Here is a 25,436-nt window from a genome sequence, read left to right as displayed (position 1 = left end):
ATCACTCTACAATAAAGACCTGTCGCTGTAGGCGACATATCACAGAAATATCACAGGGAGGGGCAGTGTGCTTTGTGCAGGTGCTCAGGCCTCCTCGAACACGTCCAGGGTTTCAAGCTGCAGCCCTTTCCACATGCCCCAGACTTCGTCAGTGACACAGCGGGAGCGGTTGCCCTGGCCCCGGGGTTGCGAGAAGAACGAGATGCCTTGCTTGAGGCTGATCAACTTCCCATCACTGCCGGACTTGCCGTTGCTGCCCACAGCGAAGTGAGGGCTGAAACATTCAATCCCCATCGCCAGTTGCTCACTAATGTCGCCACGATCCTGGAAGTGCGACTCCTTGGCGCGAATCATCTGGCGGATGATGGACAGGTCTATCATGGTGCTTTCATGCCAGAACGCGGCGCAATTGTAGGCAGCCACCCAGGCAAGGTTCGACTCCTGGACCAAGGCATTGATCGTGTCGGCCTGCGAACGGTCGGCAGTGCCAGCAGAGAAACACGAGCCCAAAACGACGCCGGTGATATTGGCTGCCACTGATTTGAGGCTGCACTGGACCATGATGTCGAGGATCCTGGCGCCACCCACACGCTGTCCGTCACCATGGCCGGCGACATAGACGATGGCATTCTTGTACTTGTGCTTGCTCAGTGCAGCGAATGCCAACCTGAAGCTGTTCACGTCGTAGAAACGTGAATGCAGAATCTCGACATCATTGGATTGTTTGGCCAGGCCCTGGAAAAAGGGCTCGACGGAACTGCGGTTGATATCCCCTTCATAGATGTTCCAGGGGGCTTCCAGAATCAGTACTGCGCTTTTGTCATGCATGAGGTCGACTTGTCGGTAAGGGTACTTTCGAGTCGGCGCCTTCCTTAGCAGTTGTCATATGTAAAGTTTCAGGACATATGTCGCTTGATAATTTATTCAAGCCCTTGCCTGCTCTAGCTGGCGCCGGGAATGCTTGATCTCACTTCAATCAAGCATTTCTGTCTGGGGCAGATCCTCCCTTAAGTGGTGGCGAAAAGCTACTTCTTGCTGAGGCTGTTCCCTGCCAGCTCAACCTTTTACGTCCGTTTACCTGCGTGATTTCTTTACCTGTATAAGTCTACATTCTATACCTGTCGTCAAACACTACATATCGTGTATTTGTACTTGGATGGATCAGGGTCACGAAAAGGAAGTGGATATGAATATGGCTGAAGCGGTTTCGACCGGTGCGTTGGTGATGATGGGGACAATCCTGCTGGTGCTTCTGTATCAGTGTCTGAGGTTGAACGAACTGTGGCAGATGGCTCTGGGTTGCCAAAAGAGTGTTCGCTGGGCGCGGATCTGGGAAGTGGAAAACCGTGAACTGCGTTCAGCGTTGCGAGCTGAGAAAGAGCACGTTCAGCAGTTGCAAAGAAAGCTGGTGGTTTTGCAGGAATTGATCCCGGCCGAGGAATAAGGGAAAGATATGAACAGACTTGAACGCGTCAAAGGCTGCCTGCTGGGTGGCGCTGTCGGCGATGCGCTAGGCGCCCCAGTGGAGTTCCTGGAGTGGTCAGCGATCGAAGCTATGTTCGGTCCACAGGGAATCACCGATTTTGTCCCGGCTTACGGCATCACCGGCGCCATCTCTGACGACACGCAAATGATGCTTTTCACTGCGGAAGGCTTGATGCGGGCTTTTGTGCGCGGCAACTCACGAGGGGTATGCCACGTTCCCAGCATTGTTCATCATTCTTTGCTGCGCTGGTTGATGACCCAGGATTACCCTGCTGCGATTCCGATCAGCGAGGATGGTTGGCTGATCAAGCAACCAGAGCTCTGGTCTCGCCGCGCCCCAGGGGATACCTGTCTGCGTGCTCTCAAGGCCAGTCGGCGGTTGGGCGCGGTTGCCGAGAACAACAGCAAAGGCTGTGGCGCATTAATGCGCGTTGCACCCTGCGCATTCTTTGCTAATGCCTTTGACTATGCTGCCCAGTCAGGGCGTCTGACTCACGGGCATCCGACGGGCTACTTGGCGGCTGGACTATTCGCCGACATTCTTCAGCGCGTTGTCGATCTACAAGACAGCCTGGAACACGCCGTGACTCAAAGTTTGGCCAAGTATGGGCAACTGCCGGGTATGGAAGAAACGCGCGATCTTATTGAACGCGTACTGTTCTTCTTTTACGAGGGCTATAAGCCCACCCCGCAAAGCATTGCCGATCTTGGCGGTGGCTTTGTCGCCGAACAAGCGCTGGCGATCGGACTGTGGTGCGCGCTGACAGCGCGATCGCTCGAAGAGGGGGTGATTGCGGCGGTGAATCACAGTGGCAATAGCGTCAGCACAGGGCTTATCGCCGGGCATTTGTTGGGTGCACAGCATGGTGCCGCTTCCATTCCTGCCCTCTGGCTCGAGCGTTTGGAGTTACGCGAGGTGATCGTGAAAGTGTCTGAGGATCTTGAGCGCATTCCGCGCGACTACTGCGGGATAGGTGGCGAATTTGATCAACTGATCGAGCAGTCGTATCCCGGTAGTTGAAAGCACTGATGGCAGTGAGTTTGCATAAGTACCAAGGAGAGTAGAAATGCCAATCAAGCCAAGGCCCTTCATCTTTGAATTTGAAACGTGCGGTTGGACGAAAACAGTGGCGCCGCAAAGTGATGCGTTGAGGCCAGGCGAGTGGTTTGAGCAGTGCCCAAAGTGTGGGAACAAAGCGCTGAAGATGCGCACCGCAGGGTGGCTTGAGGGGGCGCTGGCAGAGCTACTGGCGCGGCGGCGATTTTGAGGGGAGGCGGGTGATGGTGTCGCCCGTTTGATCGAACAACGCACAGACCAGGGTTTGCACCCTGGCCAGCAAGGGCCTGCCAACAGGCAGGCCTGGGTGCGTAACAATCTGCGTACAGGTGCTTACCGGCGTATTCGAGTGCGGAGAAAATCATCAGGCTCAACAGAGGTTCTCGTCCGAACGAGCTCGCAAACCTCCAGCGCTTTTCGAGCGGCCAGCTTGAGCTTTCGACGAAGGACTTCGCATTCATCCACCAGTTTTTCCAGCCCAGAAGAATCGAACATTTGTTCTGATATGGGGAATGCTCGATCAATTCTGTCGAACAACGCCGTTCCACCTATTTCCAGCGCATCGAGCTTGAACGCGTTGAACTCGCCCTTGCGGCCTTCCAGCTGCCCGATATCGGCTTGGATGGCCTGCTTGTAGGCATCGAATACGGCATCGAGTTTGCTGGTAACTTTTCCGAACACATCCACTTTACGGTTGATTGAGCGCAGGAACTGGTCGAACGTCAGGCCGCTTGATGGATAGTCTTTCTTGCGCGTGGACGAATAGGCGCACATCCCTGCGTACTCGATACCAGCGAAACTCAGGTCGTCGGCTACCTGCTCCATGATCTCAAGAATATCGTCTTGAGACTTCACATCAGCCTTGTTCAGGACGATGTACAGCGACTCTGCGCGGAACGGCGTGGACTCGATGAACTCGATGTCGGACTGGTCGATGGTCCCAGCCGGGTCAAGCCCGATGACCCAGACCAGTGCCGATGCCTGATTGACCAGGGAGGCTGCAGTGCTGCGGTCGGAAGCCGCAGCACCACCCGTGGTACCAGGGTTGTAGCCGGGCGTATCGATGATGCACAGGTTGCCGAACAGGTCTGGGTCCATGGGAACCTTGACGCTGATGAAGGGCAGGATGCGCCGTAAGTCGAAACCGAAGGCCTGGACATATTCGTGGCACATGGATGCGTAGAGGCTGGGCTCCAGGTCGATGGCCCCACCGTTGTACGAATAGCCCTTGATCCGGGTTTCTTCGGAGCACACAACATAGCTGGGTACCACGGTCACCGGGTTGATGCCGGTCGCCAGTTGCACGCTTGGGTTACGGATGAAGCTGTTGACGAACGCCGACTTGCCGCTGCTGAAGCCGCCAGCAATGCTCAAGATGGTTTTGCCGGCAATGCTTGGGAAGTTGTTCAGCATCTGCATCTCGGCGAGGATCGCCTGCATATCGAGCACTGCCTGGGCTTCACCGGCCAACGACGATTCGCGACTGGCGAACTCCATGTAGTCGTGGTTGATCAGGTCGGCGAACTTGGCCAGCTCTTCATTGCTGGGCGGTTGCTGGGCCAGGACTTTGCTCACCAGGGAAAATTTTTCAGTGAGCGACAGGTGCTGCTTGTTGATGTCTGCGTAGTTGTCTTCCAGGTGCTGCTGGGAGGCCTTGAGTTGTTCGGTCAGGCTTTCCAGAAAGTCGACGTTCTGCTCCGTGGACAGTAACTGGCTTTTATGCTCCTCCAGGTAGGTCTCCAGTTCGGCTATTTGCGCCAGTGCCTGAGCCTTGCGTTCTTCCAGTTCAGCAGCATTAGCCCGTTCTGCCTGCAGCTGGGCCGTGAGTGCTTCATTGTCCGACTCCAGCGAGCTGATTTGCGCAGTCTGCCCGGTGCACTGCTCAGTCAACCTATGTTTAGCGTCGTTCAGTGCTTCGATCTGTTGTCGCGCGTCAGACAGCGTGTACTGAAGCTCAGCGATACGCTGTTCCTTATCGACCAGTTCTTGCTTGTGATCCGCTAGGTTGTCTTTAAGCGTGGCGATCTCAGCAAGCGCCTGGGCCTTACGTTCTTCCAATTCTGCCGCATTGACCCGTTCTGCCTGCAACTGGGCGGTGAGCACCTCATTGCGCGACTCCAGCGTGCGGATCTGCTCTGCCTGCTCGGAGCACTGATCGGTCAACATCTGTTTGACGTTGTTCAGTTCTTCGATCTGCTGTCTAGTATCGGCCAGCGTGCGCTGAAGCTCTTGGATGCACTGTTCCTTGTCGACAAGCTGCTGTTTGTGATCGACAAGGTGCTCTTCGAGGCCTGCGATCTGGGCCAAGGCCTGAGCCTGTCGCTCTTCCAGGTCTTTGGTGTAAATCTTGGCCTGGGCGAGCGCGAGCATGGCCTTCTGAAGCTTGCCCTTCTCCTGCGCAAGGGCTTCGGCGGTCGACGCCAAATTGGCTGTTTCAACCTGCAGCGCCTTGACAAGCGAGTCGTTGCGCGATTTTAGAACGCCGATTTCGTCGTTCTGGCCCGCGCACTGCGTGGTCAATTGTTGTTTGGTGCTGAACAACGTGTCGAGCTGGCACTGGGCATCGTCCAGGTGGCCCTGAAGTTCAGCTACCAGCTTTTTGCGTTTGAACTGCCAGAACCGGGAGAGCGACTCCAGCGTCGACCTTGCCTGTTCATGAATAGCTGGCGGGTTGCTCACAGGGTGACCCCTTCGGCCTTGCGTGCCAGACGTTCAAGCCGATCAATGTTCTGAGCCGCGTTGTCGACCTGATCCTTGAGCACATTGATCCTGCGTTGAATCTCGTCGACGAAGGAATCGGAGATGGTGGAAGGCGCTTTGCGTTCAACATCGTTGATAAACGAACTGATCTTGCTTTTGACCTTGCTACCCAGCGAACCGATGAAGTCATCGGCTGCGTCCTTGAAGCGTTCGGCTTCGTAGCCCTTGAGCGTGCCGTTGCTTTTCAGGCTGTCGGGCAATGGAATGCTCAAATCAAAGTCATCGTCCGGAATCGATTGAATGATCGAAAGAATCGCGAGCTTGATCATTTGCCCATTGGCATCATGTTCAAGTACCTCACGGATCTTGGGCGTGAGGGTCCGGGCCAGTTCTTCGTTCAACCCGCGATGAGAGCTCTCAACCTTGGAGCCCAGCTCATCCTGGATGTCGTTCATGAACTCGTTGATTGTGGATATGACCTGGCTACTGATGATCTTGGCGCGGACGACCGTTTTTTCTGTAGTACCGCCGCCCCATAGTTTCCGGGCAATCCAACTGCCAGCCCCGTCGTTGTCGACGGTAATGGTTTCACTGAAAGAGCCTTCTGCCTCCTTAACAGTGGATTGGGTCTCACGGAGCAATTGCGCAGCCTTCTTGCGCATGTCGTCACGCAACTTCTGGCGGTAGTCAGCCATGGTGTATTTGAAGCTGACATCCAGTTCCAGCGAGAGATCCAGTCGCTTCGACTCCAACGAAGCCAGCTGTTCGTCCAGTTGATCCACATTGGCGTTCTTGATCTGGACGACCTGGTTGCGCGCCAGGTTGATGATCAGCGCCTTGAATGCCTCAAGGTTCTTTTGTTTGCGAACCATCAGGTTGGCGATTTTTTCGCGCGTGATCTCGGCTTTCTTCTCACGCACCTGTGCGAGCATGACGTTGATCGCGTCAATATTTGCCAGGCTGTCCAGGCTACTCAACGACAGTGCCTGGTTATCGCGGGTGAAGTAATCCGGGTAATCGGTGGACAGGTTTTCCCACGTCACCTGCTCGTTCGAGTCCCAGGTTTCGTGCGAGTCGAAGCGGCGGTTGAGGCTGTGGCACAACCCGGAGCTATGCAGCAGGTTACGGTGCACCGAGCCAATCAGGTTGTCGAATACCGAGCCCACCTCTGGGCTGCTTAGCTTGAGGTCTGTTAGGGTGCTCTGCGCCCGTGCCGACAGCTGGGCACGGATGGCTTCCACTGCATCGCTCAAGCGTGCGCGTTTTTCGCTACCGTACAGTTGTGTGTCAATCTGGCTGGCAACAAGTATCAGTTCCTGAATGCCTTCCTTTTGGGTAATACGACCCATCACCTCAAGGTCTTGCTCATTGAGGAACTGTCCGGCCGGACTGACGATGAACACCACGTCGCAGGTTTTCAGCAGTTCGACCGTGCGCTCTTCGCGCGACTGGACCGGATCGTTCATGCCGGGGGTGTCGATAATGCAGATATCGCGCAGTGCCTCCAGCGGCATGGCGACATGAACCGTCTTGGTGAACGGCATGTACGTGCCGTTGGCACCCACATAGTTGTGCAAACGATCCGCCAGCTCTTTCGGGTTACCTGCTCGAATCTCGCTGTGCAAGTGCAGGGTGGCCGCGTCGAGACCGGACTTCTTCATGCGCTGGTATTGGTCGTATGCCGCGAACAAGCCTTCTTCGCGTTGCAGTTCGCTCAATGCTTTTTTATCGGCCATGAGCGTCAGCTGCGCCATATCGAGGGGCGCGCCATTGGCCTGGGCGTTACGGCGCTTCACCAGCTCTTCCAGGCATTCGAGCTTGCGCGTGGCCAGACGTCGCTCGAACTGTCCCGACTTGGAGCTGATCGCAGCGATGTCCGTCTCGCTGTAGAACTCGACCTTGGCCTGAAACACTTCGCCCCAGGTGATGGTGGTCAACGCAGCGGTCATGGGCGTTGCGGCTTTGGGCAGGATCGGCTCGCCGTCAAAGATCAACGCATTAAGCAACGACGACTTTCCTGCTTTCACACGGCCAACAATACCGATGTTCATCAGCCTGTTTTGGTCCTGCAGTGTCTGGCATGCTTGTGCGAGCTGTTGCGGTTGGTCAATGCCGTTCATCCGCTTGAATTGCTCGATTTCGCGCTCAAACAGGTCCTGATTACTTCCTGCTAGGGTGTGCAGGCTTTCGCTAAAAGCGACGAGTGATTGGTAATCCATTGGGTCGTCCGCCTTACTTGTAGAGGTGTTCGTTTGCAGCGGCCTTTACTGCGTTGGCAAGGCTCTCCAGAACAGCGGTCTTCTCGCTGATCTGAGCTTCAAGCTGCAGACTTTCTTGTGCGATTGAGTCGATCACGTGTTTTTGCTTGGTGATTTGCTCTTCGAAGCCGTCGCTGATCTTCTTCAGCATGGCGTTGAGCTGCTCGTCGATGATTGCCGGAATCTTTCCGCGTAGTTCCGCCTTGATGTTGGGGAATACTTCGCCGGTCAGCTTTTGGCGAAACTTCTCGCTCTCGTTACCGCCGCCATTAAACATCTTGAGGATTTCGGGCAGGAAGATGATCACCAGCTCTACCAGTGGGCTGACCACGGTGGTGGTGACGGCGAGCACGGTTGAAAGGCTGCGGTAGAGCATGACGCCACTGCTCTTGTCGTTCTCGGCCCGATTGTTCAGGCGAGTAGACCAGTCGCTGAGCATTTCCGTGGTGCGCTCCAGCGAAAACTTGACCTTGCTGGAAAGCTCCTCGCTCCAGTTACCACTGATGTCCAGCACGGACATCTGGCTGCTGGTGGCACTCAGGTTGCTGGCAATCCGGTCGACCATGTTGGTGGAGATGTCCTGCACTTCAGATTTGATCGTGCTGGCCAGGCTGCTGCGGATGATGTCGGAGATGGCATTCGACAGGGCGCTTGGGTTTTTGCTGCTACCCAGCGTGACCAGCTCTTCCAGGGATTCATTAAGCGCGTTGTCCAGGCCGCGCAGGCTACGATCGAGCATTTTTCCCGAGTAGCGATCTTTCAGGTCCGACTCCACATCCTTGCGTTGCTCCTGCAGCTTGGCCAAGGCCTGTTCGAGTGCACGTGCAGTCTGCTCGCTCTCGGACTTGTCTTTTTTCAGCATGCTCAGCGCCAGGTTGATCTGCGCCAGCACTTCGAAGTTCTGGTCCTTGAGGATGTCGATGAACAAACGCGAGAACAGAGCGTCGGGCTGCAAGGCGGTCAACGCACGAGTCAGTTCGTCGCCACCCCGGTTGCCGAGTGCGATGCTGCGGCAATGCTCGCCGAAATACACCCCGAGCTGGTCGTCAATGTACGCCTGCACTTCTTCCACCTGGTCGGCGGCGCGCAGGTTGCATTTGCTCAATAAGAACGTGAAGTCAGTGTTGTAGGTTTTCAGCTCGTCGAGTTTGCGCAGCATCGACTGCGTAATGTTGCCGTCCTCGATACTGGTCAGCACCACGAAGTGCACACCGCGCGGCAGGTAGTAAGCAATTGCCTTGTTGTGGTTTTCCAGTGACGAGCCAAACCCAGGCATGTCGACCAGTACCAGAGGCGCAATGGATTTCAACGCCTCGCTGTCGAGGTACAAGCGCAAGTGTGAAAACTCGCTGGAGCGACGATTGATTGAACTCAACGCTTCGACAGGCAAACGTTCCTGCACACCGTCTGGCTTGATCGCCAGTAGGTAGGGCTCGGAGGAGTAACGCAGTTCGGTCGCGAGTTCAGTTTCCGGCGCAATCCCAACCGGCAATATGTCCTTGCCCATCAGCGCGTTCAATAGTGAGCTTTTACCGGCGCTGAAAGCCCCGATTACGGGAACTACAAGCTCGGTCTCCATCACTTTTGGAAGCAATGACTGATCGAATGAAAACGCTTGGCCATTGAGTAGCGCCTGCATTTTCTTCAAGTAAGTGGCGAACTCTTTCTGGCTTTCGAGCATGGTGACAATCCTTTAAGTGTTGATGGTCTGCGCGAAGACTCGGCATAGGGTGCACAGAGGCATATGCGCTGGGATATTCAATTAGCTGCCGGTTTTTAGTCGTCGTGCGAGAAGGGTTCTGGCGCGAGAAAGATGCAACCGCGGTTGCCGCATTTAGGGCGCGTTCAGTGCCGTTCACGAGGCCAATGCGTCACTGCTTGGCGTCGATATCTTGTTCCAAAAGCACTGAGTGCAATTGAAGGGGAGGGGCAAAGGCATGCACACGTCCTTGTATGTAGGGTGTTGATCGCGCATGCCCTATAACTGATGGCATATCGCTTCCCGGATGAGATGGCGTTGGGTGAAACCTATAGATCGGCGCGATCTGTGTTGCCTACATGATGGCACTTTGATTCGGTATCGTAAACTGTCAACAAAGCGCCCATATTCCGGGGCTTCCTTCAGCGGAAAAACACATTTTCAAGGCCTTGCGTGGAGGTTCATGCCTGAAATCTTTACCTGTATGTTTAACCAGTATTCAGGTGCTATTCGTATAACTGTAAGCGGGAGGGATAGAAGGAAAACTGGCCAGGCTGTCTTCTCGACAGTGAGCATTTGGCGACGGCTCCATTTCTATGGTGATAGCCTATTGGTATTATGTTGGCCGCATTTTTGGTGATCGATCTCGCTTGGTTATCAAGCGAACTAGGAGGAGCAGCAATAGATGGTGGTAGTTATTGGTATCGTCGTCGCGTTGATCGGTTTTGCGATGATGTCCCGTCCTTTCAGGATTGGTTTCGCCCTCTATTTGGCCTTCCTGGCTTACTACATCTACCTCCATGGTGGTAAAGGGGATCTGGAAGAAGCGTCCACCGCACTTTCACTCGTGTCTGGGGCGGTAGGCCTTTTGGTCCTTGGTGCGGTGCTGGGTGGCATACGGTCGAGTGCTGGCAGCGAGTCGGAGTACATTGCCAAACGCAAGCGCGTATGGATTTTTCTGCTGAAGTTTGGGGGGGCATACGTTGTGTTTACCCAACTACTGACAGTGGCATTGTTTCTCAGCGGCGTGGGCCGCTCTTGGGACGACTGGACAGCAGCCGGATTCATGGTGAAATTGCTGCCATACAAGTGGGTTGGGTATTTGCTGATGTTGGGTGGGTACTACTTGTTGAAAGGCAAATCCAAAACGCCCCGGCCCCTTCGCACCTGACGCCTTTTCATCTCTTTACAGAACTGTCGAGCTTTAGCGCCAACGGAGTCAAGGCATCGCCTGGTGCGATCTGCGTATTCGAGCAGAATGCTGCCCAGTCTTCCATGAGTGCTCTGCGCTTCTCTAAAAAATCAGAGCGGGAGTAGGCAGCTTCGGTTTGGTCGCGCTCATCGTGAGCAAGTGCAAGCTCGCATATCTCGCGAGGATAGTGAGTGCACTCGTTTGCCCAGTCACGGAAGGTTGAGCGGAATCCGTGTCGTGTGATCTCGTCATGCCCGAGTTTATGCAGCAGGTTACGCACAGCGTTAGCATGGATCACACCGCTTATGCCTTGGCCTGGGAATAGGTAAGGCGAGTTGGTACGGGACATACCTTGCAGCATTTCTATAGTCTGAGCGGGTAGGGGAATGACGAATGGTTTTCTCATTTTCATGCGCTCAGCTGGAAGCGCCCAAGTTCCTGCTGCGAGGTCGAATTCGGACCATTGAGCAAGACGGACCATATGGGACCTAGCGCCAGTCAGAATCAGTAGACGGGCAGCGCAGGCGTCCCGGCCCTGATTTTTGGCTAGCGTGTCCATCAATTTCGGCAGGTCGCGCCAGTGCATGGCGGGGAAGTGCTGCCGCTGCCGCGCCTTTTTCTTTTCCACGTTGCTCAGAAGGTTGTCCAGGTGGCCGCGCCATTGAGCTGGATTGTCGCCTTCTCGCAAGCGACGAGACTTGGCCGCATCTAATATCTGCTCGATTTGGCCGCGCACCTCATCTGCTGTGCGGGTTTTGGTTGCCCAGATTGGATGCAGTACATTAAGCACATCTTCCGTCTGGATTGTGTCAGTCGACAGCTTGCCGATAATGGGGAACGCATAGAGTTCCAGCTTGCGTAGCCAGCCTTTGCGCCACTTATCTGACCAACTGCTTCCATGCGCCTGCAGGTATTCGCCTGCGAGTTCCTCGAATGTCGTGCGACGTGCGGCAGCTTGGCGTTCTGCTTCGCGTTTCGCCTCCCTTTCGGCATCGCGGGTGGCGAGCGGGTCAGCGCCGGTAGCGAGTATCTTTCGTTGGTGCGCTGCGAGTTGGCGAGCTTCGCTGAGTGTTACGGTTGGGTAGGGGCCGAGACCCATTTCACGGCTTCGTCCATCCAGTTTGTAGCGAAAGATCCAGCTCGTGGTGCCGCCTTTGGATACCTGAAAATAAAGCCCGTCGCCGTCATTGGTTTTCCCTGGCGCTGATGTTCTAGCCAAGGACTCAATCGTCTTGCTCGTTAACTTGCCCATAGCGATTTCTCATCCGACCCACACTTTTCAACCCACACTCTGACCCACACCTTGGCGGTGGATTTTACGGGTCTTTCGTGGATCTCTTGAGACAGATAGTACGGGGTGACCCCAGTAGTTTCTAGGGGGTGTAGACGTTGGTGGATTTCTGTGGGCATTAAAAAGCCGGCTTGTGGCCGGCTTCTCGGGGACTGCCTCAGCTTGTTTTTGACAAACCTCACCAGCCTTCAAATCGCTCAGCCCACATTGCGTCAGGCTGAATAGTAAGGGCATTCGCGGGAACTCCTCCGCTTCGCCAGCAGGGAATCAGCTAAAAGCGACCCCTGCCAAATGTGCGGCGCATGATACCCACATTCACTTCAGTTGCCCACCTCCGGTTCCGATTTAGAGCCTTCCCAGCCCAGCAGGTGTTCATCCAGTGGCACCGGTGGGCGGCGGTTGTTGAGGGTGGACCACCAGAATACCCAGCCGACGATCTTGAAGCTCTGCTCGAAGCGTTCTTCGTGGTTGAGGTATTCGTCCGGGTGTTCGCTGGCGTTGTGGCTGCGCATGCGCAGGCCGCCGCCAGGGCGGTTGTAGAGGTATTTGATGCGCAGCATGCCGTCGTGTTCGACGGCGTAGATTTCACCGTCGATGATTTGGGTGCGGCCTCGGTCGATGGCGAGGGTGGCGCCTTGCTGGATGATGTCGATCATGCTGTTGTCGACCATGTAAGCACCTACGGCGCGGTCGGGGTTGACGTTGAGGGTTTCCAGGCTGTGCAGGGAGACGCGGATGCGTTCGGTTGAGGTGAAGGTGGGGTGGAGAGGGATCTCCACGTCGGTTTTTTCCGGGCGGCAGGCGGGGCCTGTGAGGTATTTGCCTGTGTCTTCGCGGGCGGTTGCAATCCTTGCGGTGGGGCCTTCCAACAGGTAGTTGGCGGGCGGGTGTTTGGGGCCTTTGCCGTCGCTTAACCAGCGACTTGAGACGCACAGCAGTTCTGCGATCTCGTTGAGTCGGCCCATGGGGACGCCGCGTTTGAACCAGTTGTTCACGTGCTGAGGCGTGACGCCGCGGTTCTTGGCGAAGTCGGAGGCGGAAAGATGAACTTCCCGTAGTAGCGCTTTTAAACGATCACCTGATGTATTCATAAACGCAGAGTTTACTGGCCGGAAAGTCTAATCAAATAAACCATGCGTTGATTTGCGGTTGTAGGATTTGGCTTAGTTGTGGCTGGATCTTTCAGGCGTGCAACTTAGTTAAACGCTGCAAATAAACATTGAACTTGATGTTTAATTCGGCCCATAAAAAAGCCCCGAATTAACGGGGCTCTTTATTTGCAGTAGCAATGAGGCGCGGGTATCAGCCTTTGTAGGCGGCAACCGACTTCATGATCTCGGTGCGGGCGGCGTCTGCGTTGCCCCAACCGTCGATCTTCACCCATTTGCCTTTTTCGAGGTCTTTGTAGTTCTCGAAGAAGTGCTTGATCTGTTCCAGCAGCAGTGGCGGCAGGTCGGTGTATTCCTTCACGTCCACGTACAGCTGGGACAGCTTGTCGTGTGGCACTGCGATGACTTTGGCGTCGCCGCCGCCGTCGTCGGTCATGTTCAGGATGCCAACTGGGCGCGCGCGGATAACCGAGCCTGGGGTGACCGGGTAAGGGGTCACCACCAGCACGTCGAGGGGGTCACCGTCGTCAGCCAGGGTGTTAGGGATAAAACCGTAGTTGGCCGGGTAGAACATCGGGGTGGCCATGAAACGGTCAACGAACAGGCAGTCGCTGTCTTTGTCGATTTCGTATTTGATCGGCGCGTGGTTGGCCGGAATTTCGATGGCGACGTAGATGTCGTTCGGCAGGTCTTTGCCAGCCGGAATCTTGCTGTAGCTCATTGGGCGTTGCCCCCGTTAGTTGGCCATATGACATGGCCGGATTGGCCTAAAAGTGGCGGCGATTATAGGCATATTCTGACGCCGATGCCATGTGCCAAGCGTCGTACGGTCATTCGCCCTGTGGCGAGTAGCGCGGGTCGCTGGCTTGCAGTTGGGCCAGGCGGGCCAGGGGATCCTGGCGATAAAAGCGGCTGAGTTGGGCGTACACCTGTGGATAACTATTGGCCAGTAAATCCGGGGCGCTGAAGAAATATTCACTGGTGACGGCGAAGAACTCCGCCGGGTTTTCCGCAGCGTAAGGATCTATCTCGGTCTCGGCGTCCGGGTTGGCGTCCAGTTGGCGGTTGAGGTCATCGAAGGCGCCTTGCATGACGCTGGCCCAGTCCTGCACGCGCATGTCGTGGTGCAGGGGCGGCAGGCCGTTGGCGTCGCCGTTGAGCATGTCCAGTTTGTGCGCCAGTTCGTGGATGACCAGGTTGTAGCCTTCCCATTGGCCGCTGGCGAGCACACCGGGCCAGGCGAGGATCACCGGGCCTTGTTGCCAGGCTTCGCCGCTGTGTTCACCGTCCCACTCGTGTTCGACGCCGCTGGCATCGCGATGGCGTTGCGGGCTGAGGAAGTCGTCGGGGTACAGCACGATTTCATGGAAGCCCTGGTACCAGTCGAGGTCGCCCAGGTTCATCAGCGGCAGTTGCGCCTGGGCGGCGAGCAGCAGGCGTTGTTCCTGGTGCAGTTCGACGCCGGGCAGGGCGGTGAGGTGTTTTTCGCTGAGGAACACCACGCAGGCTTCGCGCAGCCACTGGTCTTGCTCCGGCGTGATGCCGTCGAGGAAGGTCAGGTGGTGGCGCACCCGTTGCCAGGTGTCATCGGCAATCGGGTGCTTGGCCAGCAGGCGCCGGCGACGCCAGGCGCTGAAGGACCACACGGGCAGTCAGTGCGGGTTGGCTTCGGAAGAAGTGCGGCCAAAGCGGCTGCGCACCACGCCTATAATCATCGGCACCAGGGACAGCAGGATGATGAACACCACCAGCAGCGACAGGTTCTTCTTGATAAAAGGCACGTTGCCGAAGAAGTAACCCAAGGTCACCAGGCCGCCGACCCACAGGATGGTGCCCAGTACGCTGAAGCCGAAGAAGCGCGGATACGGCATCTTGGCCACGCCCGCGACGAACGGCGCGAAGGTGCGCAGGATCGGCAGGAAGCGCGCCAGGGTCACGGTTTTGCCGCCGTGCTTGTCGTAGAAGTCGTGGGTTTTTTGCAGGTAGTCGCGGCGGAAGATTTTCGAGTTCGGGTTGCTGAATAACCGCTCGCCCGCCGTTCGTCCGATCACATAGTTGGTGCTGTCGCCGAGGATGGCCGCCAGCATCAGCAGGCCGGCCAGCAAGACTGGGTCCATACCGCCGCCGGCCGCTACGGCACCGGCGATAAACAGCAAGGAGTCGCCCGGCAGGAAGGGCATGACCACCAGGCCGGTTTCGCAAAAAATCACCAGGAACAGAATGGCGTAGATCCACGGACCGTAATTGGTTACCAGCATGTCGAGGTAAACGTCGAGATGCAGGATAAGGTCGAGCGGGTTGAAATCCATGGATGGCACCTGTGTGAATAGCCCGGCTCAGCGGGCTTGTGCGGAAGCTCAGGCAATAAGGCTACAAGTAATTGTCGCGGTTCTTACAACCCTGAAAGGTCGGCATTATACGGATTGAGAGGTGAAAAGCGTGTGGCTTTTGTAGCGGGGAGTGTCGCGAAATTGTGAAGGGGTTGGGCTTCGCCTGAGTCGCCGGATCAAGTGTGGGAGCTGGCTTGCCTGCGATGGCCATAGGTATTAACGCCACGCTGTAGCGCCAAAGGTAACCACGATGCGAAGCGAGCCGCTCTTGATCTTGATCTGCTTTTGATCTTAGGCGCCCCGTTAAACCACGCTGGCCGGAATTCGACAGGGATTTGGGGGGTAAACCGGCAGGGATGCCGGTTTAGCCGCCCCGCGCCATGGATGGCGCGTGGCGGCGGCCCCCCAAATCACTGACGGATTACGGGCACACCGAGCCTGGGCGAGGTGCCGAGTGGTGGGGCAAGAGCGCTTTGCTTACTTTCGCGCTTTTCGAAAGTGAGCCGCCGTCAGGGCGGAACCCTAGGTGGCCGTTACCGCGGCTATGGATATGTACACAATCCAACCGTGTTGGCTGTCAGGCCGTCTTCGCAGGCAAGCCAGCTCCCACAAGGAAATGGCGGTGTTTGGCTTACCGGTTTTCAGTCTTCGTTGATCGGCAACACGTAGTTTTTGAATTCGGTGTCTTCGCGAAACCCAATCGACTCATAGGTCTTCTGCGCCACGTCGTTATCGCTGCTGGTCGATACCCGCAACCGCACCGCGTGGGTGTCCTTGGCCATTTTCTTGGCCGTGCGCATCAGGTTGTCGGCCACCAGTTGACGACGCGCATCCTCGGCCACATAGATGTCGTTGAGAATCCACACCCGCTTGAGCGACAGCGAAGAAAAACTCGGGTACAGCTGGCAAAACCCCAGCAGCCGCTTGTCGTCATCGTCGGCCAGGGCCAGGTAGATCACCGACTCCTTGCGCCGCAGGCGCTTTTCCAAAAAGGCCCGTGACGAGTCCGGGAACGGCAAGGCCCCATAGAGCTCGCGGTATTTGACGAACAACGGGGTCAACAGGTCCAGGTGTTCCAGGGTCGCTTGAGTAATCCGCATGCCAGGCCTCAACTTCCAAATGGGGTATGACCACACGAGCGGCCGTGACTCGATGCTGCCTAATGACGCCAAAAAGCGCAATCGTGCCGCTATCGGTCATCCGCCGGGCTGAGCAGGAAATTGCCCTTCATCAGGTCCGGGTCGTCGGATTCCAGGGTCTGAACCTGCGCCTCATCCTTGAGATTGACCCCCGACAACTGCCGGCGACACGCCTCGCGCATCAAGTACAGCAAGCGATGGGCCGCCATGCCATAACTCAAGCCCTCCAGCCGCACATTGGAGATGCAGTTGCGATAGGCATCGGTGAGGCCGACCTTGGGGTTGTAGGTGAAATACAGGCCCAGGCTGTCTGGCGAACTGAGCCCCGGCCGTTCGCCGATCAGAATCACCACCATCTTGGCGCCCAGTAGCTGCCCGATTTCATCGGCCACCGCCACGCGGCCTTGCTCCACCAAAATCACCGGTGACAAGGACCAGCCTTCGGCGTGGGTCTGTTCTTCCAGGCGCGCCAGAAACGGCGCCGTGTGTTTATGCACCGCCAGTGCCGACAGGCCATCGGCTACCACGATGGCCAAATCCACCCCACCGGGCTGGGCCGAGGCGTAGTCGCGCAGCGTTTGAGCCGACTCATCGCTCAGGCGCCGCCCAAGGTCCGGGCGTTGCAGGTACATGTGCCGGTCTGTAGCGGCGCTGTGCAGCAACAGGCTGTCTCGGCCACGTTCGGCCAATTGGCGGCTGAGGCCGGTGTGATCGAAGGGCAGGTGCACCGCGTCCCGCGCCTGGGCGTGGGCAAACTGGAAGTCCAGTTGGGCGCTGGTGGGAAGGCTGGTGCCGGTGCGGCCCAGGGCAATACGCGCCGGGGTCAGGCGGCGCAGTTCCAGCCACGGGTTGTCAGGCAATTCTGGTTGCACAGTCGGCTCCTTCATCCCAATTGCGCCAAGGCGTGACGAAAGGCCGGTGGCAGGCTGTTACCGAAGTGCACCTTGCCATCAGCCTGCGTGAAGATGCCCATTTTCGCCAACCACTGCTCGAACTCCGGCGCCGGTTTTAAACCCAGTGTTTGCCGGGCGTACAGCGCGTCGTGAAACGAGGTGGTCTGGTAGTTGAGCATGATGTCATCGGAGCCGGGGATGCCCATGATGAAGTTGATGCCGGCCACGCCGAGCAGGGTCAGCAGGGTGTCCATGTCGTCCTGGTCGGCTTCGGCGTGGTTGGTGTAGCAGATGTCGCACCCCATGGGCACGCCGAGCAGCTTGCCGCAGAAGTGGTCTTCAAGGCCCGCGCGGATAATCTGCTTGCCGTTGTACAGGTACTCCGGGCCGATAAAACCGACCACGGTGTTCACCAGAAACGGCTTGAAGTGCCGCGCCACGGCGTAGGCACGGGTTTCACAGGTTTGCTGGTCGACGCCAAAGTGCGCATTGGCCGACAAGGCGCTGCCCTGGCCGGTTTCGAAGTACATCAGGTTCTGGCCCAGGGTGCCGCGCTTGAGGCTCAAGCCCGCGTCGTATCCTTCCTGCAGCACGTTCAGGTTGATCCCGAAACTGGCATTGGCCGCTTCGGTACCGGCAATCGACTGAAACACCAGATCCAGCGGTACGCCGCGGTTGATCGCTTCGATGGAGGTGGTGACGTGGGTCAGCACGCAGGCCTGGGTGGGGATTTCGTAGCGCTGGATGATCGCGTCCAGCATTTCCAGCATGGCGCAGATCGAGGCGATGCTGTCGGTGGCCGGGTTGATGCCGATCATGGCGTCGCCGTTGCCGTACAGCAGGCCGTCGAGAATGCTCGCGGCGATGCCGGCGGGTTCGTCGGTGGGGTGGTTGGGCTGCAAGCGCGTGGACAAGCGCCCGCGCAGGCCCAGGGTGCCGCGAAACTGGGTGACCACGCGGATCTTTTGCGCCACCAGCACCAGGTCTTGCACGCGCATGATCTTGGACACGGCCGCGGCCATTTCCGGTGTCAGCCCTGGCGCCAAGGCGCGTAGGGTATGTTCATCGGCCGCATCGCTGAGCAGCCAGTCGCGCAGGCCGCCGACAGTGAGGTGGCTGACCGCTGCAAACGCCTGGTTATCGTGGGTGTCGATGATCAGCCGGGTGACTTCATCGCTTTCATAAGGAATCAGTGCTTCTTGCAGGAAGTGCTTGAGCGGGATATTTGCCAGCGCCATCTGCGCCGCCACACGCTCACCGTCATTCTGCGCGGCGACACCGGCGAGGAAGTCCCCGGAGCGTGCGGGGCTGGCCTTGGCCATCACGTCCTTGAGGCTGTCGAAGCGGTAGGTTTGAGCACCCACCGCGTGGGAAAAGCTTGCCATACAGTGTCTCCTTGATGACGCGGGCCTGCTGTGGGCAAGGCGCCGCGTCGAGGTTTTCGGCAGTTAGTGCAGGGCGGCCTCTGCGGCTTGGATCGCCGCGAATTCCTCTTCCGGCGTGCCTGCTACCAAGTGATGCCGGCTGTAGAAAGCAAAGTAAGCAATTAATACTCCATAGATGATCGCCGCGCCAATCACCACGCGTGGGTCTACCAAAAAGCCCGCCACCACGGCTACGCAAGCCAGCACCAGCGCCACACCCGAGGTGAAGATGCCACCGGGCGTGCGGTATGGCCGCTCCATTTTAGGGCGACGGATGCGCAGGGTGATGTGGGCGGCCATCATCAATACGTAGGAAATCGTGGCGCCAAACACCGCCACCAGAATCAGCAAGTCACCCTGGCCGGTCAGCGACAGGCCAAAGCCGATAATCCCGGGGATCACCAGTGCCAGTACTGGCGCCTTGCTTTTGTTGGTCTCGGACAATTTGCGCGGCAGGTAACCGGCACGGGACAAGGCAAAGATCTGCCGCGAATAGGCGTAGATAATCGAGAAAAAGCTCGCGATCAAACCGGCCAGGCCGACCAGGTTGACGAAGCTGCCCATCCAGGTGGAACCGCCGTAGGACAACGCCAAGGCTTCAACCAGTGGGTTGCCGGATTTGATCAGCGCATAAGTGCCCGCACCGCCCGGCGCGATCACCAGAATCAACAGGGCAAAACTGGTCAGCACCACAATGGCGCCAATCAGCCCACGCGGCAGGTCGCGCTTGGGGTTCTTGGTTTCTTCAGCGGCCAGCGGCACACCTTCCACCGCCAGGAAAAACCAGATGGCATAAGGGATGGCGGCCCACACGCCGACGTAGCCGAACGGCAGGAAGCTGCTGGCGCCCTTGGCCTCGGTCACCGGAATATCGAGCAGATTGGCGACGTTGAAGTGCGGCACCATCGACACCAGGAACACGCCCAAGGCAATCGCGGCGACGGCGGTGATCACGAACATCAACTTCAAGGCTTCACCCACACCAAAAATGTGAATGCCGATAAAGATGATGTAGAACGCCAGGTAGATCATCCAGCCGCCAATGCCAAACAGCGACTCGCAATAGGCGCCGATAAACACCGCGATGGCGGCGGGCGCGATGGCGTATTCGATAAGGATGGCAGTGCCGGTGAGAAACCCGCCCCAAGGGCCGAAGGCGCTGCGGGCAAAACCGTAGCCACCGCCAGCAGTGGGGATCATGGAAGACAATTCGGCCAGGGAAAAGCACATGCACAGGTACATGGTGGCCATCAGCAAAGTGGCGAGGAACATGCCGCCCCAACCGCCCTGGGCCAAGCCGAAGTTCCAGCCGGCGTAATCGCCGGAGATGACATAGGCGACGCCAAGGCCAACCAGTAATACCCAGCCGGCGGCGCCTTTTTTCAGTTCGCGTTGTTGAAAATAATCGGTGCCGACTTTTTCGAAGTCGACAGAAGAACCAGTGGGTTCGCTAGGCATGGGAAGTACCTTCCATTCTTATTGTTTTTGACTCGGCATCTGTGTGCCGAACGAGGTAGCAATTGCGTGTGATATCAAATGTGGGAGCTGGCTTGCCTGCTACCCCTTATTTGGCTGATACACGCCGCTAATGTAGGAGCGAGCTTGCTCGCGAAAAACTTGCGAGCGCCTCGGGGAGTCAGGCTGCTCGCGTTATCGTTAGCGTTCTTCGCGAGCAAGCTCGCTCCTACAGTGACGGTTGTTGCTTCTGTGGGGTTAGAAAAAGCCCAGCGGATTAATGTCGTAGCTCACCAGCAAGTTCTTGGTCTGCTGGTAGTGATCCAACATCATCTTGTGGGTCTCACGGCCCACGCCAGACTTCTTGTAACCGCCAAACGCGGCATGCGCCGGGTACAGGTGGTAGCAGTTGGTCCATACACGGCCGGCCTTGATCGCCCGGCCCATGCGGTAGGCGCGGTTGATGTCGCGGGTCCACAGGCCAGCGCCCAGGCCGAACTCGGTGTCGTTGGCAATCGCCAGGGCTTCGGCTTCGTCCTTGAAGGTGGTGATGCTCACCACCGGGCCGAAGATTTCTTCCTGGAACACACGCATGTCGTTGGTGCCCTTGAGCAGGGTCGGCTGGATGTAATAACCGGTGGCCAGGTCGCCCGTGAGCTTCTCGACCTTGCCGCCTGTGAGCAGTTGCGCGCCTTCGCCCTTGGCGATTTCCAGGTAGGACAGGATCTTGTCGAACTGCTGCTCGGACGCCTGGGCGCCGACCATGGTGTCGGTGTCCAGCGGGTCGCCACGCTTGATCGACTCGACCTTTTTCATCACCACTTTCATGAAGTCTTCGTAGATCGACTCTTCCACCAGAGCACGGGAAGGGCAGGTGCACACTTCGCCCTGGTTGAAGAACGCCAGCACCAGGCCTTCGGCGGCTTTTTCGATAAATTGTGGTTCGGCTTTCATGATGTCGGCGAAGAAGATGTTCGGCGACTTGCCGCCCAACTCAACCGTGGACGGAATGATGTTCTCGGCCGCCGCATGCATGATGTGCGAGCCCACAGGCGTTGAGCCGGTAAAGGCGATCTTGGCGATGCGCTTGCTGGTGGCGAGGGCTTCGCCGGCTTCCTTGCCAAAACCGTGCACCACGTTCAGCACGCCTGGCGGCAGCAGGTCGCCGATCAGTTCCATCAGCACGCTGATGCCCAGCGGCGTTTGCTCGGCGGGTTTGAGCACCACGCAGTTGCCGGCGGCCAGGGCTGGCGCGAGTTTCCACGCGGCCATCAGCAGCGGGAAGTTCCACGGGATGATCTGGCCGACCACGCCCAGCGGCTCGTGAAAGTGGTAGGCGGCGGTGAGTTCGTTGATTTCGGCGCTGCTGCCTTCCTGGGCGCGGATGCAGCCGGCGAAGTAGCGGAAGTGGTCGGCGGCCAGGGGGATGTCGGCGTTGAGGGTTTCGCGCACGGCCTTGCCGTTGTCCCAGGTTTCGGTGATGGCCAGCAGTTCGAGGTTTTGCTCGATGCGGTCGGCGATTTTCAGCAGCACCAGCGAGCGGTCCTGGGCTGAGGTTTTGCCCCAGGCATCGGCGGCTGCGTGAGCGGCGTCCAGCGCCTTGTCGATGTCTTTGGCGGTGGAGCGTGGGAAGTCGGCAATCGGCTTGCCGTTGACCGGCGAGGTGTTGGAGAAGTAGTTGCCATCGACCGGCGCCACGAACTCGCCGCCGATGTAGTTGCCGTACTTGGCCTTGAACGAAACGATGGCGCCTTCAGTACCGGGGTGTGCATAACGCATGGTGGGCATCTCCTGCTTTTATGTTTATTGGAGTACAGCGCGGCAAGCGCGTTATAAAGCGTAGAGCAAAGGTTGGGCCACTGCTGTGTGGGCCCGCAAAATCAAGGGGTTGGGCTTTGTTGCAAGGCGTTGCCGTGACAGGGGCGATACAGGCCAGGTGACAGTTTGTGCCACAAACGGTACAGCCTGTGACCGGTGGGTCGGGCCGGGATTGCAATGGCCGGATGGCTGGGGGATGCTGGGCGTTCTCACGCAGGGAGAATAATAAGAACATGCATAACGATCATTTCAGTCGCCATGCCCAGCAAGTCTTGACCGTCACCCGGGGCCAAGAGCTTTCCCAGGGGCCTGGCAGCGACCCGTCCATCGCCCGCTCCTGGCTGCGCTGCGTGGAGGACTACCACCTCGACCCGGCGCTGACCATCGCGCCCACCGTGCTCGAACACGGGCGCCTGCTGGAAAGTCGCGAGCGCCTGCGCCAAGTGCTGCACATCGCCGGCAGCGAAATGAACAGCCTGCACCAGCAACTCTCCGGCGCCGGTCACGCGGTGCTGCTCACCGATGCGCGCGGGGTGATCCTCAACTGTGTCACCGCGCCGTCGGAGCGCAAGATCTTCGAGCGCGCTGGCTTATGGCTGGGCGCTGACTGGAGCGAAGCCTGCGAAGGCACCAACGGTATCGGCACCTGCCTGGTGGAACGGCAGTCGTTGACGATCCACCGTGACGAGCATTTTCGCGGCCGCCATACCGGGCTGACCTGTTCGGCCAGCCCGGTGTTCGACCCTCACGGTGAATTGCTCGCGGTTTTGGATGTGTCCTCGGCCCGCGAAGCCGTGTCGCGCCAGAGCCAGTTCCACACCATGGCGCTGGTGAACCTGTCGGCCAAGATGATCGAAAGTTGCTATTTCCTGCGCCACTTCGAACATCACTGGCTGTTGCGTTTTCACCTGCAGGCCGAGTCGGTCGGGTTGTTCAGCGAAGGCTTGCTGGCGTTCGATGGCGAAGGGCGCATTTGTGCGGTCAACCAGAGCGCCCTGAACCTGTTGGGGCAGTTGCGCGGCGGTTTGGTGGGCCAGCAGGTGGAAGCGTTTTTCGACTGTTCCCTGGATCAGTTACTGGGACGGGCCAGCGCGAACGCCACGGCCAGTTGGCCGCTGCGCACCCGCGAGGGGCGGCCTCTGTTTGCAGCGCTGCGAGGCCAGCCGCGCAGTGTGCCGGCCCCTATCATCAAGCCGCAGGCGCCACGGCCTTTGGGTATCTGCCTGGGCGACCCGGCGTTGCAAAATGAGCTGCGCAAGGCCTCGCGAGTGTTCGAGCGCGACGTGCCCTTGCTGATCAACGGTGAAACCGGCTGTGGTAAAGAAGCCTTCGCCAAGGCCGTGCACCAGACTAGCCTGCGGGGCGACAAGGCCTTTGTCGCGCTGAACTGTGCGGCGATTCCAGAAAACCTGATCGAGAGCGAATTGTTTGGCTATCGCGCCGGCAGTTTCACCGGCGCCCTTAAAGAGGGGATGCGCGGCAAGCTGCAACAGGCCGATGGCGGCACGCTGTTTCTCGACGAAATCGGCGACATGCCCCTGGCGCTGCAAACCCGCCTGTTAAGGGTGCTGGAAGACCGCCTGGTGGTGCCTATCGGTGGTGAACCCCAAGCCGTGAACGTGCGCATCATCAGCGCCACGCACCGCAATTTGCTGGAGCGTGTGGCCGATGGCAGCTTTCGCGAAGACCTGTATTACCGCTTGAACGGCTTGGAAGTGGCGCTGCCGCCGTTGCGCGAACGCACTGACAAGTCGCAACTGTTGGACTTCCTCCTGGCCCAAGAGGCGGGTACCGAGCAGGTGAGGCTCGACGAGCCTGCGCGCCAAGCCTTGTTGGCATTCCAATGGCCGGGAAACCTGCGGCAGTTGCGTACGGTGTTGCGCACAGTAGTGGCGCTTTGTGAGGGCGGGCGAGTCGGGCTTGAAGACTTGCCGGCTCTGATTCGACAGGCGCGGCCCCAAGGGGAGAGGGTGGATGCGCCGTGCGCCTCGCCGCTGGAGAGCGCCGAGCGCCAGGCATTACTCGATGCGTTGGCGCAGCAGCGCTGGCATATGAGCCATGTGGCTGAACAGTTGGGCGTCAGTCGCAATACGCTGTACCGCAAGTTACGCAAACATGGGATTTCACGGGAGGTTATGCATTAGGGGCGCGACAGTTGTCGGAATAACTCAGTTATTGCGGACTATTCGTTTTTTGTCCCACGTGATTTAAGGTTTTTTATCGCTCTACGCACTCACGTCGTCCCGGAACGTGGCGCGTTGTTTTAAGCACTGATGGAATAAGGGCAGAGCATCACTTGCCCTTAAACACCGTTGTTTGAAACTTCTAGGGTGACAACACATGAATATTACAAGTCCAATAACGACTCCTGTGCCACAACTCCCTGTTCAACTTGATGTTACGCCCGCGCCTGCACCGCAGCCCTTGATGGCGGGCTGGGGCGAACCGATGCACCCCCTTGAGCCTGAGCCTGGCACGCAGTTGTCTGAGCCGGAGGCAGATCAAACGCCGAAGGTGCGCGTCAAGCGTGGAATCTTCGGGCGGCGGTTCGGGGGAGGGTCCAGGCCCACACCGCCCGTGTCTCCCCCGCCGTCGCCCAGGGTACCGCCGGCCCCGGTCAGTCCCACGCCTACCCGGCCCCAAACCGCGACGGGAGGGAAAAAACCGACGACAACCCACGACACCTCTGGCACCAGCGTGACCGCGGGCAGTTCAGGCCAGTCGACGGCCAGTAGGCTCAAGGACGCGCTGACCAAGGGGCCTCAGACGCCCCCTCTCGGTGGCACCCCCCCTGTAAAACCGGCGGAATCGCCCAAGGTCAGTGTGGCCGATGTCACCCAGCGGCTGTTGGATGCCGACAGGCTGGTCAAGGCGGGCGTTATTTCTACATCGCCCTCTACCGGCAAGATGGTCAAGGACGCGTTCATCAACGCAGGCATCAATGGCATGGTCAGCGCGCCGATCAATGTGGGCGCTTATGCCGGGTCCGTGGCTGCGGGGGAAGCGATCAAGGGCCAATACGTACCGTCGCCGGTGCCGCCTCCGCCACCGCATTTGCCTGGCGGTGTGCAAGCCGGTCAGAAGCCAGCGCCGCCAGTCGTTACGCCATCCACACCCGATGAGCCTGCGCCTGGGGCCACACGCCATCTGGATCGCGTAGAAAAGGTGCTGCTGGAGTTTGCCAATCTCATCATCACGCTGGCGGGAAACACCGGAGACCGGCTTGTCATGGACGACGCCTGGCCCAAGGAGCGCGGGGCACGCATGAGTAACCTTGAGCAGTTACTGGACGTTTCAGAAACCCATATGAAACAAATTGCCGAGGACAACGAGCTGATTTTCAAACCTCACATCGAGTCGCAAACGTCCCCTGGTACCGGTGGCCGCTTAGGCGTGATCGAGCGTCGGTACCATGCCTTGAAAAAAACCGCTGACCGAATCATGACCTTGAAAAGCGCTGAGCTTAACAACGCGGGCACCACGGTTTAAGTCATCGCTTTTGCCCGCCGGATCCTACCGGCGGGCGTTTCGCCCTCAGCTAATGCGTGCGAACTTTCCCACCCTACGCTAACCTGCCTCGATGTTT

Annotated in this window: 19 protein-coding genes; 5 read left to right on the top strand and 14 right to left on the bottom strand. The window is 58.1% G+C overall.

What is annotated here, in order from left to right:
• Nucleotides 1–84 precede the first annotated feature (84 nt).
• Nucleotides 85–828, bottom strand: a complete 744-nt coding sequence (locus tag PSH76_RS26730) for a hypothetical protein (protein WP_273919316.1) — start codon at nucleotides 826–828, stop codon at nucleotides 85–87.
• A gap of 358 nt (nucleotides 829–1,186) precedes the next feature.
• Here PSH76_RS26730 and PSH76_RS26725 point away from each other — a divergent pair, with 358 nt between their 5' ends.
• Together PSH76_RS26725 and PSH76_RS26720 are read left to right on the top strand one after the other, a co-directional pair.
• Nucleotides 1,187–1,444, top strand: coding sequence for a hypothetical protein (locus PSH76_RS26725; RefSeq protein WP_305493197.1), 258 nt, complete (start codon nucleotides 1,187–1,189; stop codon nucleotides 1,442–1,444).
• Between the two features lie 9 nt (nucleotides 1,445–1,453).
• Nucleotides 1,454–2,506 (top strand): ADP-ribosylglycohydrolase family protein, encoded by a 1,053-nt coding sequence (locus PSH76_RS26720; RefSeq protein ID WP_305493196.1) that lies wholly within the window; start codon nucleotides 1,454–1,456, stop codon nucleotides 2,504–2,506.
• A gap of 369 nt (nucleotides 2,507–2,875) precedes the next feature.
• Here PSH76_RS26720 and PSH76_RS26715 read toward each other — a convergent pair whose 3' ends face one another.
• Genes PSH76_RS26715 through PSH76_RS26705 form a run of 3 tightly spaced genes read right to left on the bottom strand, consistent with a single transcriptional unit; the run spans nucleotide 2,876 to nucleotide 9,181 of the window.
• Nucleotides 2,876–5,221 carry a dynamin family protein gene (locus PSH76_RS26715; protein ID WP_305493195.1) on the bottom strand — a complete coding sequence of 782 codons (2,346 nt, stop codon included), beginning with the start codon at nucleotides 5,219–5,221 and terminating at the stop codon, nucleotides 2,876–2,878.
• Nucleotides 5,218–7,461 (bottom strand): dynamin family protein, encoded by a 2,244-nt coding sequence (locus tag PSH76_RS26710; RefSeq protein ID WP_095022767.1) that lies wholly within the window; start codon nucleotides 7,459–7,461, stop codon nucleotides 5,218–5,220. Before PSH76_RS26710 ends, PSH76_RS26715 begins: the two co-directional genes overlap by 4 nt.
• Nucleotides 7,462–7,474: 13 nt before the next feature.
• The gene (locus PSH76_RS26705) at nucleotides 7,475–9,181 is read right to left on the bottom strand and encodes a dynamin family protein (RefSeq protein ID WP_094987845.1); all 1,707 of its coding nucleotides are present in this window, start codon (nucleotides 9,179–9,181) and stop codon (nucleotides 7,475–7,477) included.
• Nucleotides 9,182–9,884: 703 nt separating this feature from the next.
• Between PSH76_RS26705 and PSH76_RS26700 the strand changes: the two genes are divergently transcribed.
• The gene (locus PSH76_RS26700) at nucleotides 9,885–10,370 is read left to right on the top strand and encodes a hypothetical protein (protein ID WP_305493194.1); all 486 of its coding nucleotides are present in this window, start codon (nucleotides 9,885–9,887) and stop codon (nucleotides 10,368–10,370) included.
• Between the two features lie 7 nt (nucleotides 10,371–10,377).
• On the opposite strand, the gene PSH76_RS26695 is transcribed toward PSH76_RS26700, so the two are convergent.
• From PSH76_RS26695 to PSH76_RS26645, 10 genes are all read right to left on the bottom strand, one after another.
• Nucleotides 10,378–11,643 (bottom strand): integrase arm-type DNA-binding domain-containing protein, encoded by a 1,266-nt coding sequence (locus PSH76_RS26695; RefSeq protein ID WP_094987847.1) that lies wholly within the window; start codon nucleotides 11,641–11,643, stop codon nucleotides 10,378–10,380.
• 359 nt (nucleotides 11,644–12,002) lie between these two features.
• Nucleotides 12,003–12,773, bottom strand: coding sequence for a S24 family peptidase (locus PSH76_RS26690; protein WP_032895126.1), 771 nt, complete (start codon nucleotides 12,771–12,773; stop codon nucleotides 12,003–12,005).
• Between the two features lie 211 nt (nucleotides 12,774–12,984).
• Nucleotides 12,985–13,512, bottom strand: a complete 528-nt coding sequence (gene ppa, locus PSH76_RS26685; protein WP_305493193.1) for an inorganic diphosphatase — start codon at nucleotides 13,510–13,512, stop codon at nucleotides 12,985–12,987.
• A 109-nt stretch (nucleotides 13,513–13,621) separates the two neighbouring features.
• The gene (locus tag PSH76_RS26680) at nucleotides 13,622–14,437 is read right to left on the bottom strand and encodes a zinc-dependent peptidase (RefSeq protein ID WP_098950264.1); all 816 of its coding nucleotides are present in this window, start codon (nucleotides 14,435–14,437) and stop codon (nucleotides 13,622–13,624) included.
• A gap of 6 nt (nucleotides 14,438–14,443) precedes the next feature.
• The gene (locus PSH76_RS26675; RefSeq protein WP_003194521.1) at nucleotides 14,444–15,100 is read right to left on the bottom strand and encodes a DedA family protein; all 657 of its coding nucleotides are present in this window, start codon (nucleotides 15,098–15,100) and stop codon (nucleotides 14,444–14,446) included.
• 662 nt (nucleotides 15,101–15,762) lie between these two features.
• The gene (locus PSH76_RS26670; RefSeq protein WP_305493192.1) at nucleotides 15,763–16,221 is read right to left on the bottom strand and encodes an N-acetyltransferase; all 459 of its coding nucleotides are present in this window, start codon (nucleotides 16,219–16,221) and stop codon (nucleotides 15,763–15,765) included.
• A gap of 89 nt (nucleotides 16,222–16,310) precedes the next feature.
• Nucleotides 16,311–17,147 (bottom strand): ethanolamine ammonia-lyase subunit EutC, encoded by an 837-nt coding sequence (gene eutC / locus PSH76_RS26665; RefSeq protein WP_305493191.1) that lies wholly within the window; start codon nucleotides 17,145–17,147, stop codon nucleotides 16,311–16,313.
• Nucleotides 17,144–18,538 carry an ethanolamine ammonia-lyase subunit EutB gene (locus PSH76_RS26660; RefSeq protein ID WP_305493190.1) on the bottom strand — a complete coding sequence of 465 codons (1,395 nt, stop codon included), beginning with the start codon at nucleotides 18,536–18,538 and terminating at the stop codon, nucleotides 17,144–17,146. Before PSH76_RS26660 ends, eutC begins: the two co-directional genes overlap by 4 nt.
• A gap of 63 nt (nucleotides 18,539–18,601) precedes the next feature.
• A complete protein-coding gene (gene eat / locus PSH76_RS26655) occupies nucleotides 18,602–20,035 on the bottom strand; it encodes an ethanolamine permease (RefSeq protein WP_003194515.1) in 1,434 nt (477 codons plus the stop codon).
• Nucleotides 20,036–20,290: 255 nt separating this feature from the next.
• On the bottom strand, nucleotides 20,291–21,811 hold the full coding sequence (locus tag PSH76_RS26645; protein ID WP_138761853.1) for an aldehyde dehydrogenase family protein: 1,521 nt from the start codon (nucleotides 21,809–21,811) through the stop codon (nucleotides 20,291–20,293).
• 272 nt (nucleotides 21,812–22,083) lie between these two features.
• On the opposite strand from PSH76_RS26645, the gene PSH76_RS26640 reads away from it, so the two are divergent.
• Both PSH76_RS26640 and PSH76_RS26635 read left to right on the top strand, forming a co-directional pair.
• Complete coding sequence (locus PSH76_RS26640) at nucleotides 22,084–23,994, top strand: sigma-54-dependent Fis family transcriptional regulator (protein WP_305493189.1); 1,911 nt, start codon at nucleotides 22,084–22,086, stop codon at nucleotides 23,992–23,994.
• A gap of 553 nt (nucleotides 23,995–24,547) precedes the next feature.
• Nucleotides 24,548–25,339 carry a hypothetical protein gene (locus tag PSH76_RS26635; RefSeq protein ID WP_305493188.1) on the top strand — a complete coding sequence of 264 codons (792 nt, stop codon included), beginning with the start codon at nucleotides 24,548–24,550 and terminating at the stop codon, nucleotides 25,337–25,339.
• Nucleotides 25,340–25,436 lie beyond the last annotated feature (97 nt).

It is taken from the genome of Pseudomonas sp. FP215, assembly GCF_030687795.1.
GTDB lineage: Bacteria > Pseudomonadota > Gammaproteobacteria > Pseudomonadales > Pseudomonadaceae > Aquipseudomonas > Aquipseudomonas salmasensis.
Note: the sequence above shows the minus strand (reverse complement) of the source record. Positions and strands in the feature narration are given on the sequence as shown.

Excerpts from the sequence above, each read along its gene's own strand:
- ppa (WP_305493193.1), bottom strand. The coding sequence starts at position 13,512 with ATGAGCTACAGCAAGATTCCGGCTGGCAAAGACCTGCCGAACGACATC.
- PSH76_RS26720 (WP_305493196.1), top strand. The coding sequence starts at position 1,454 with ATGAACAGACTTGAACGCGTCAAAGGCTGCCTGCTGGGTGGCGCTGTC.
- PSH76_RS26730 (WP_273919316.1), bottom strand. The coding sequence starts at position 828 with ATGCATGACAAAAGCGCAGTACTGATTCTGGAAGCCCCCTGGAACATC.
- PSH76_RS26710 (WP_095022767.1), bottom strand. The coding sequence starts at position 7,461 with ATGGATTACCAATCACTCGTCGCTTTTAGCGAAAGCCTGCACACCCTA.
- eutC (WP_305493191.1), bottom strand. The coding sequence starts at position 17,147 with ATGAAGGAGCCGACTGTGCAACCAGAATTGCCTGACAACCCGTGGCTG.
- PSH76_RS26660 (WP_305493190.1), bottom strand. The coding sequence starts at position 18,538 with ATGGCAAGCTTTTCCCACGCGGTGGGTGCTCAAACCTACCGCTTCGAC.
- PSH76_RS26690 (WP_032895126.1), bottom strand. The coding sequence starts at position 12,773 with ATGAATACATCAGGTGATCGTTTAAAAGCGCTACTACGGGAAGTTCAT.
- PSH76_RS26700 (WP_305493194.1), top strand. The coding sequence starts at position 9,885 with ATGGTGGTAGTTATTGGTATCGTCGTCGCGTTGATCGGTTTTGCGATG.
- PSH76_RS26645 (WP_138761853.1), bottom strand. The coding sequence starts at position 21,811 with ATGCGTTATGCACACCCCGGTACTGAAGGCGCCATCGTTTCGTTCAAG.
- PSH76_RS26705 (WP_094987845.1), bottom strand. The coding sequence starts at position 9,181 with ATGCTCGAAAGCCAGAAAGAGTTCGCCACTTACTTGAAGAAAATGCAG.
- PSH76_RS26695 (WP_094987847.1), bottom strand. The coding sequence starts at position 11,643 with ATGGGCAAGTTAACGAGCAAGACGATTGAGTCCTTGGCTAGAACATCA.
- PSH76_RS26725 (WP_305493197.1), top strand. The coding sequence starts at position 1,187 with ATGAATATGGCTGAAGCGGTTTCGACCGGTGCGTTGGTGATGATGGGG.
- PSH76_RS26675 (WP_003194521.1), bottom strand. The coding sequence starts at position 15,100 with ATGGATTTCAACCCGCTCGACCTTATCCTGCATCTCGACGTTTACCTC.
- PSH76_RS26670 (WP_305493192.1), bottom strand. The coding sequence starts at position 16,221 with ATGCGGATTACTCAAGCGACCCTGGAACACCTGGACCTGTTGACCCCG.
- eat (WP_003194515.1), bottom strand. The coding sequence starts at position 20,035 with ATGCCTAGCGAACCCACTGGTTCTTCTGTCGACTTCGAAAAAGTCGGC.
- PSH76_RS26640 (WP_305493189.1), top strand. The coding sequence starts at position 22,084 with ATGCATAACGATCATTTCAGTCGCCATGCCCAGCAAGTCTTGACCGTC.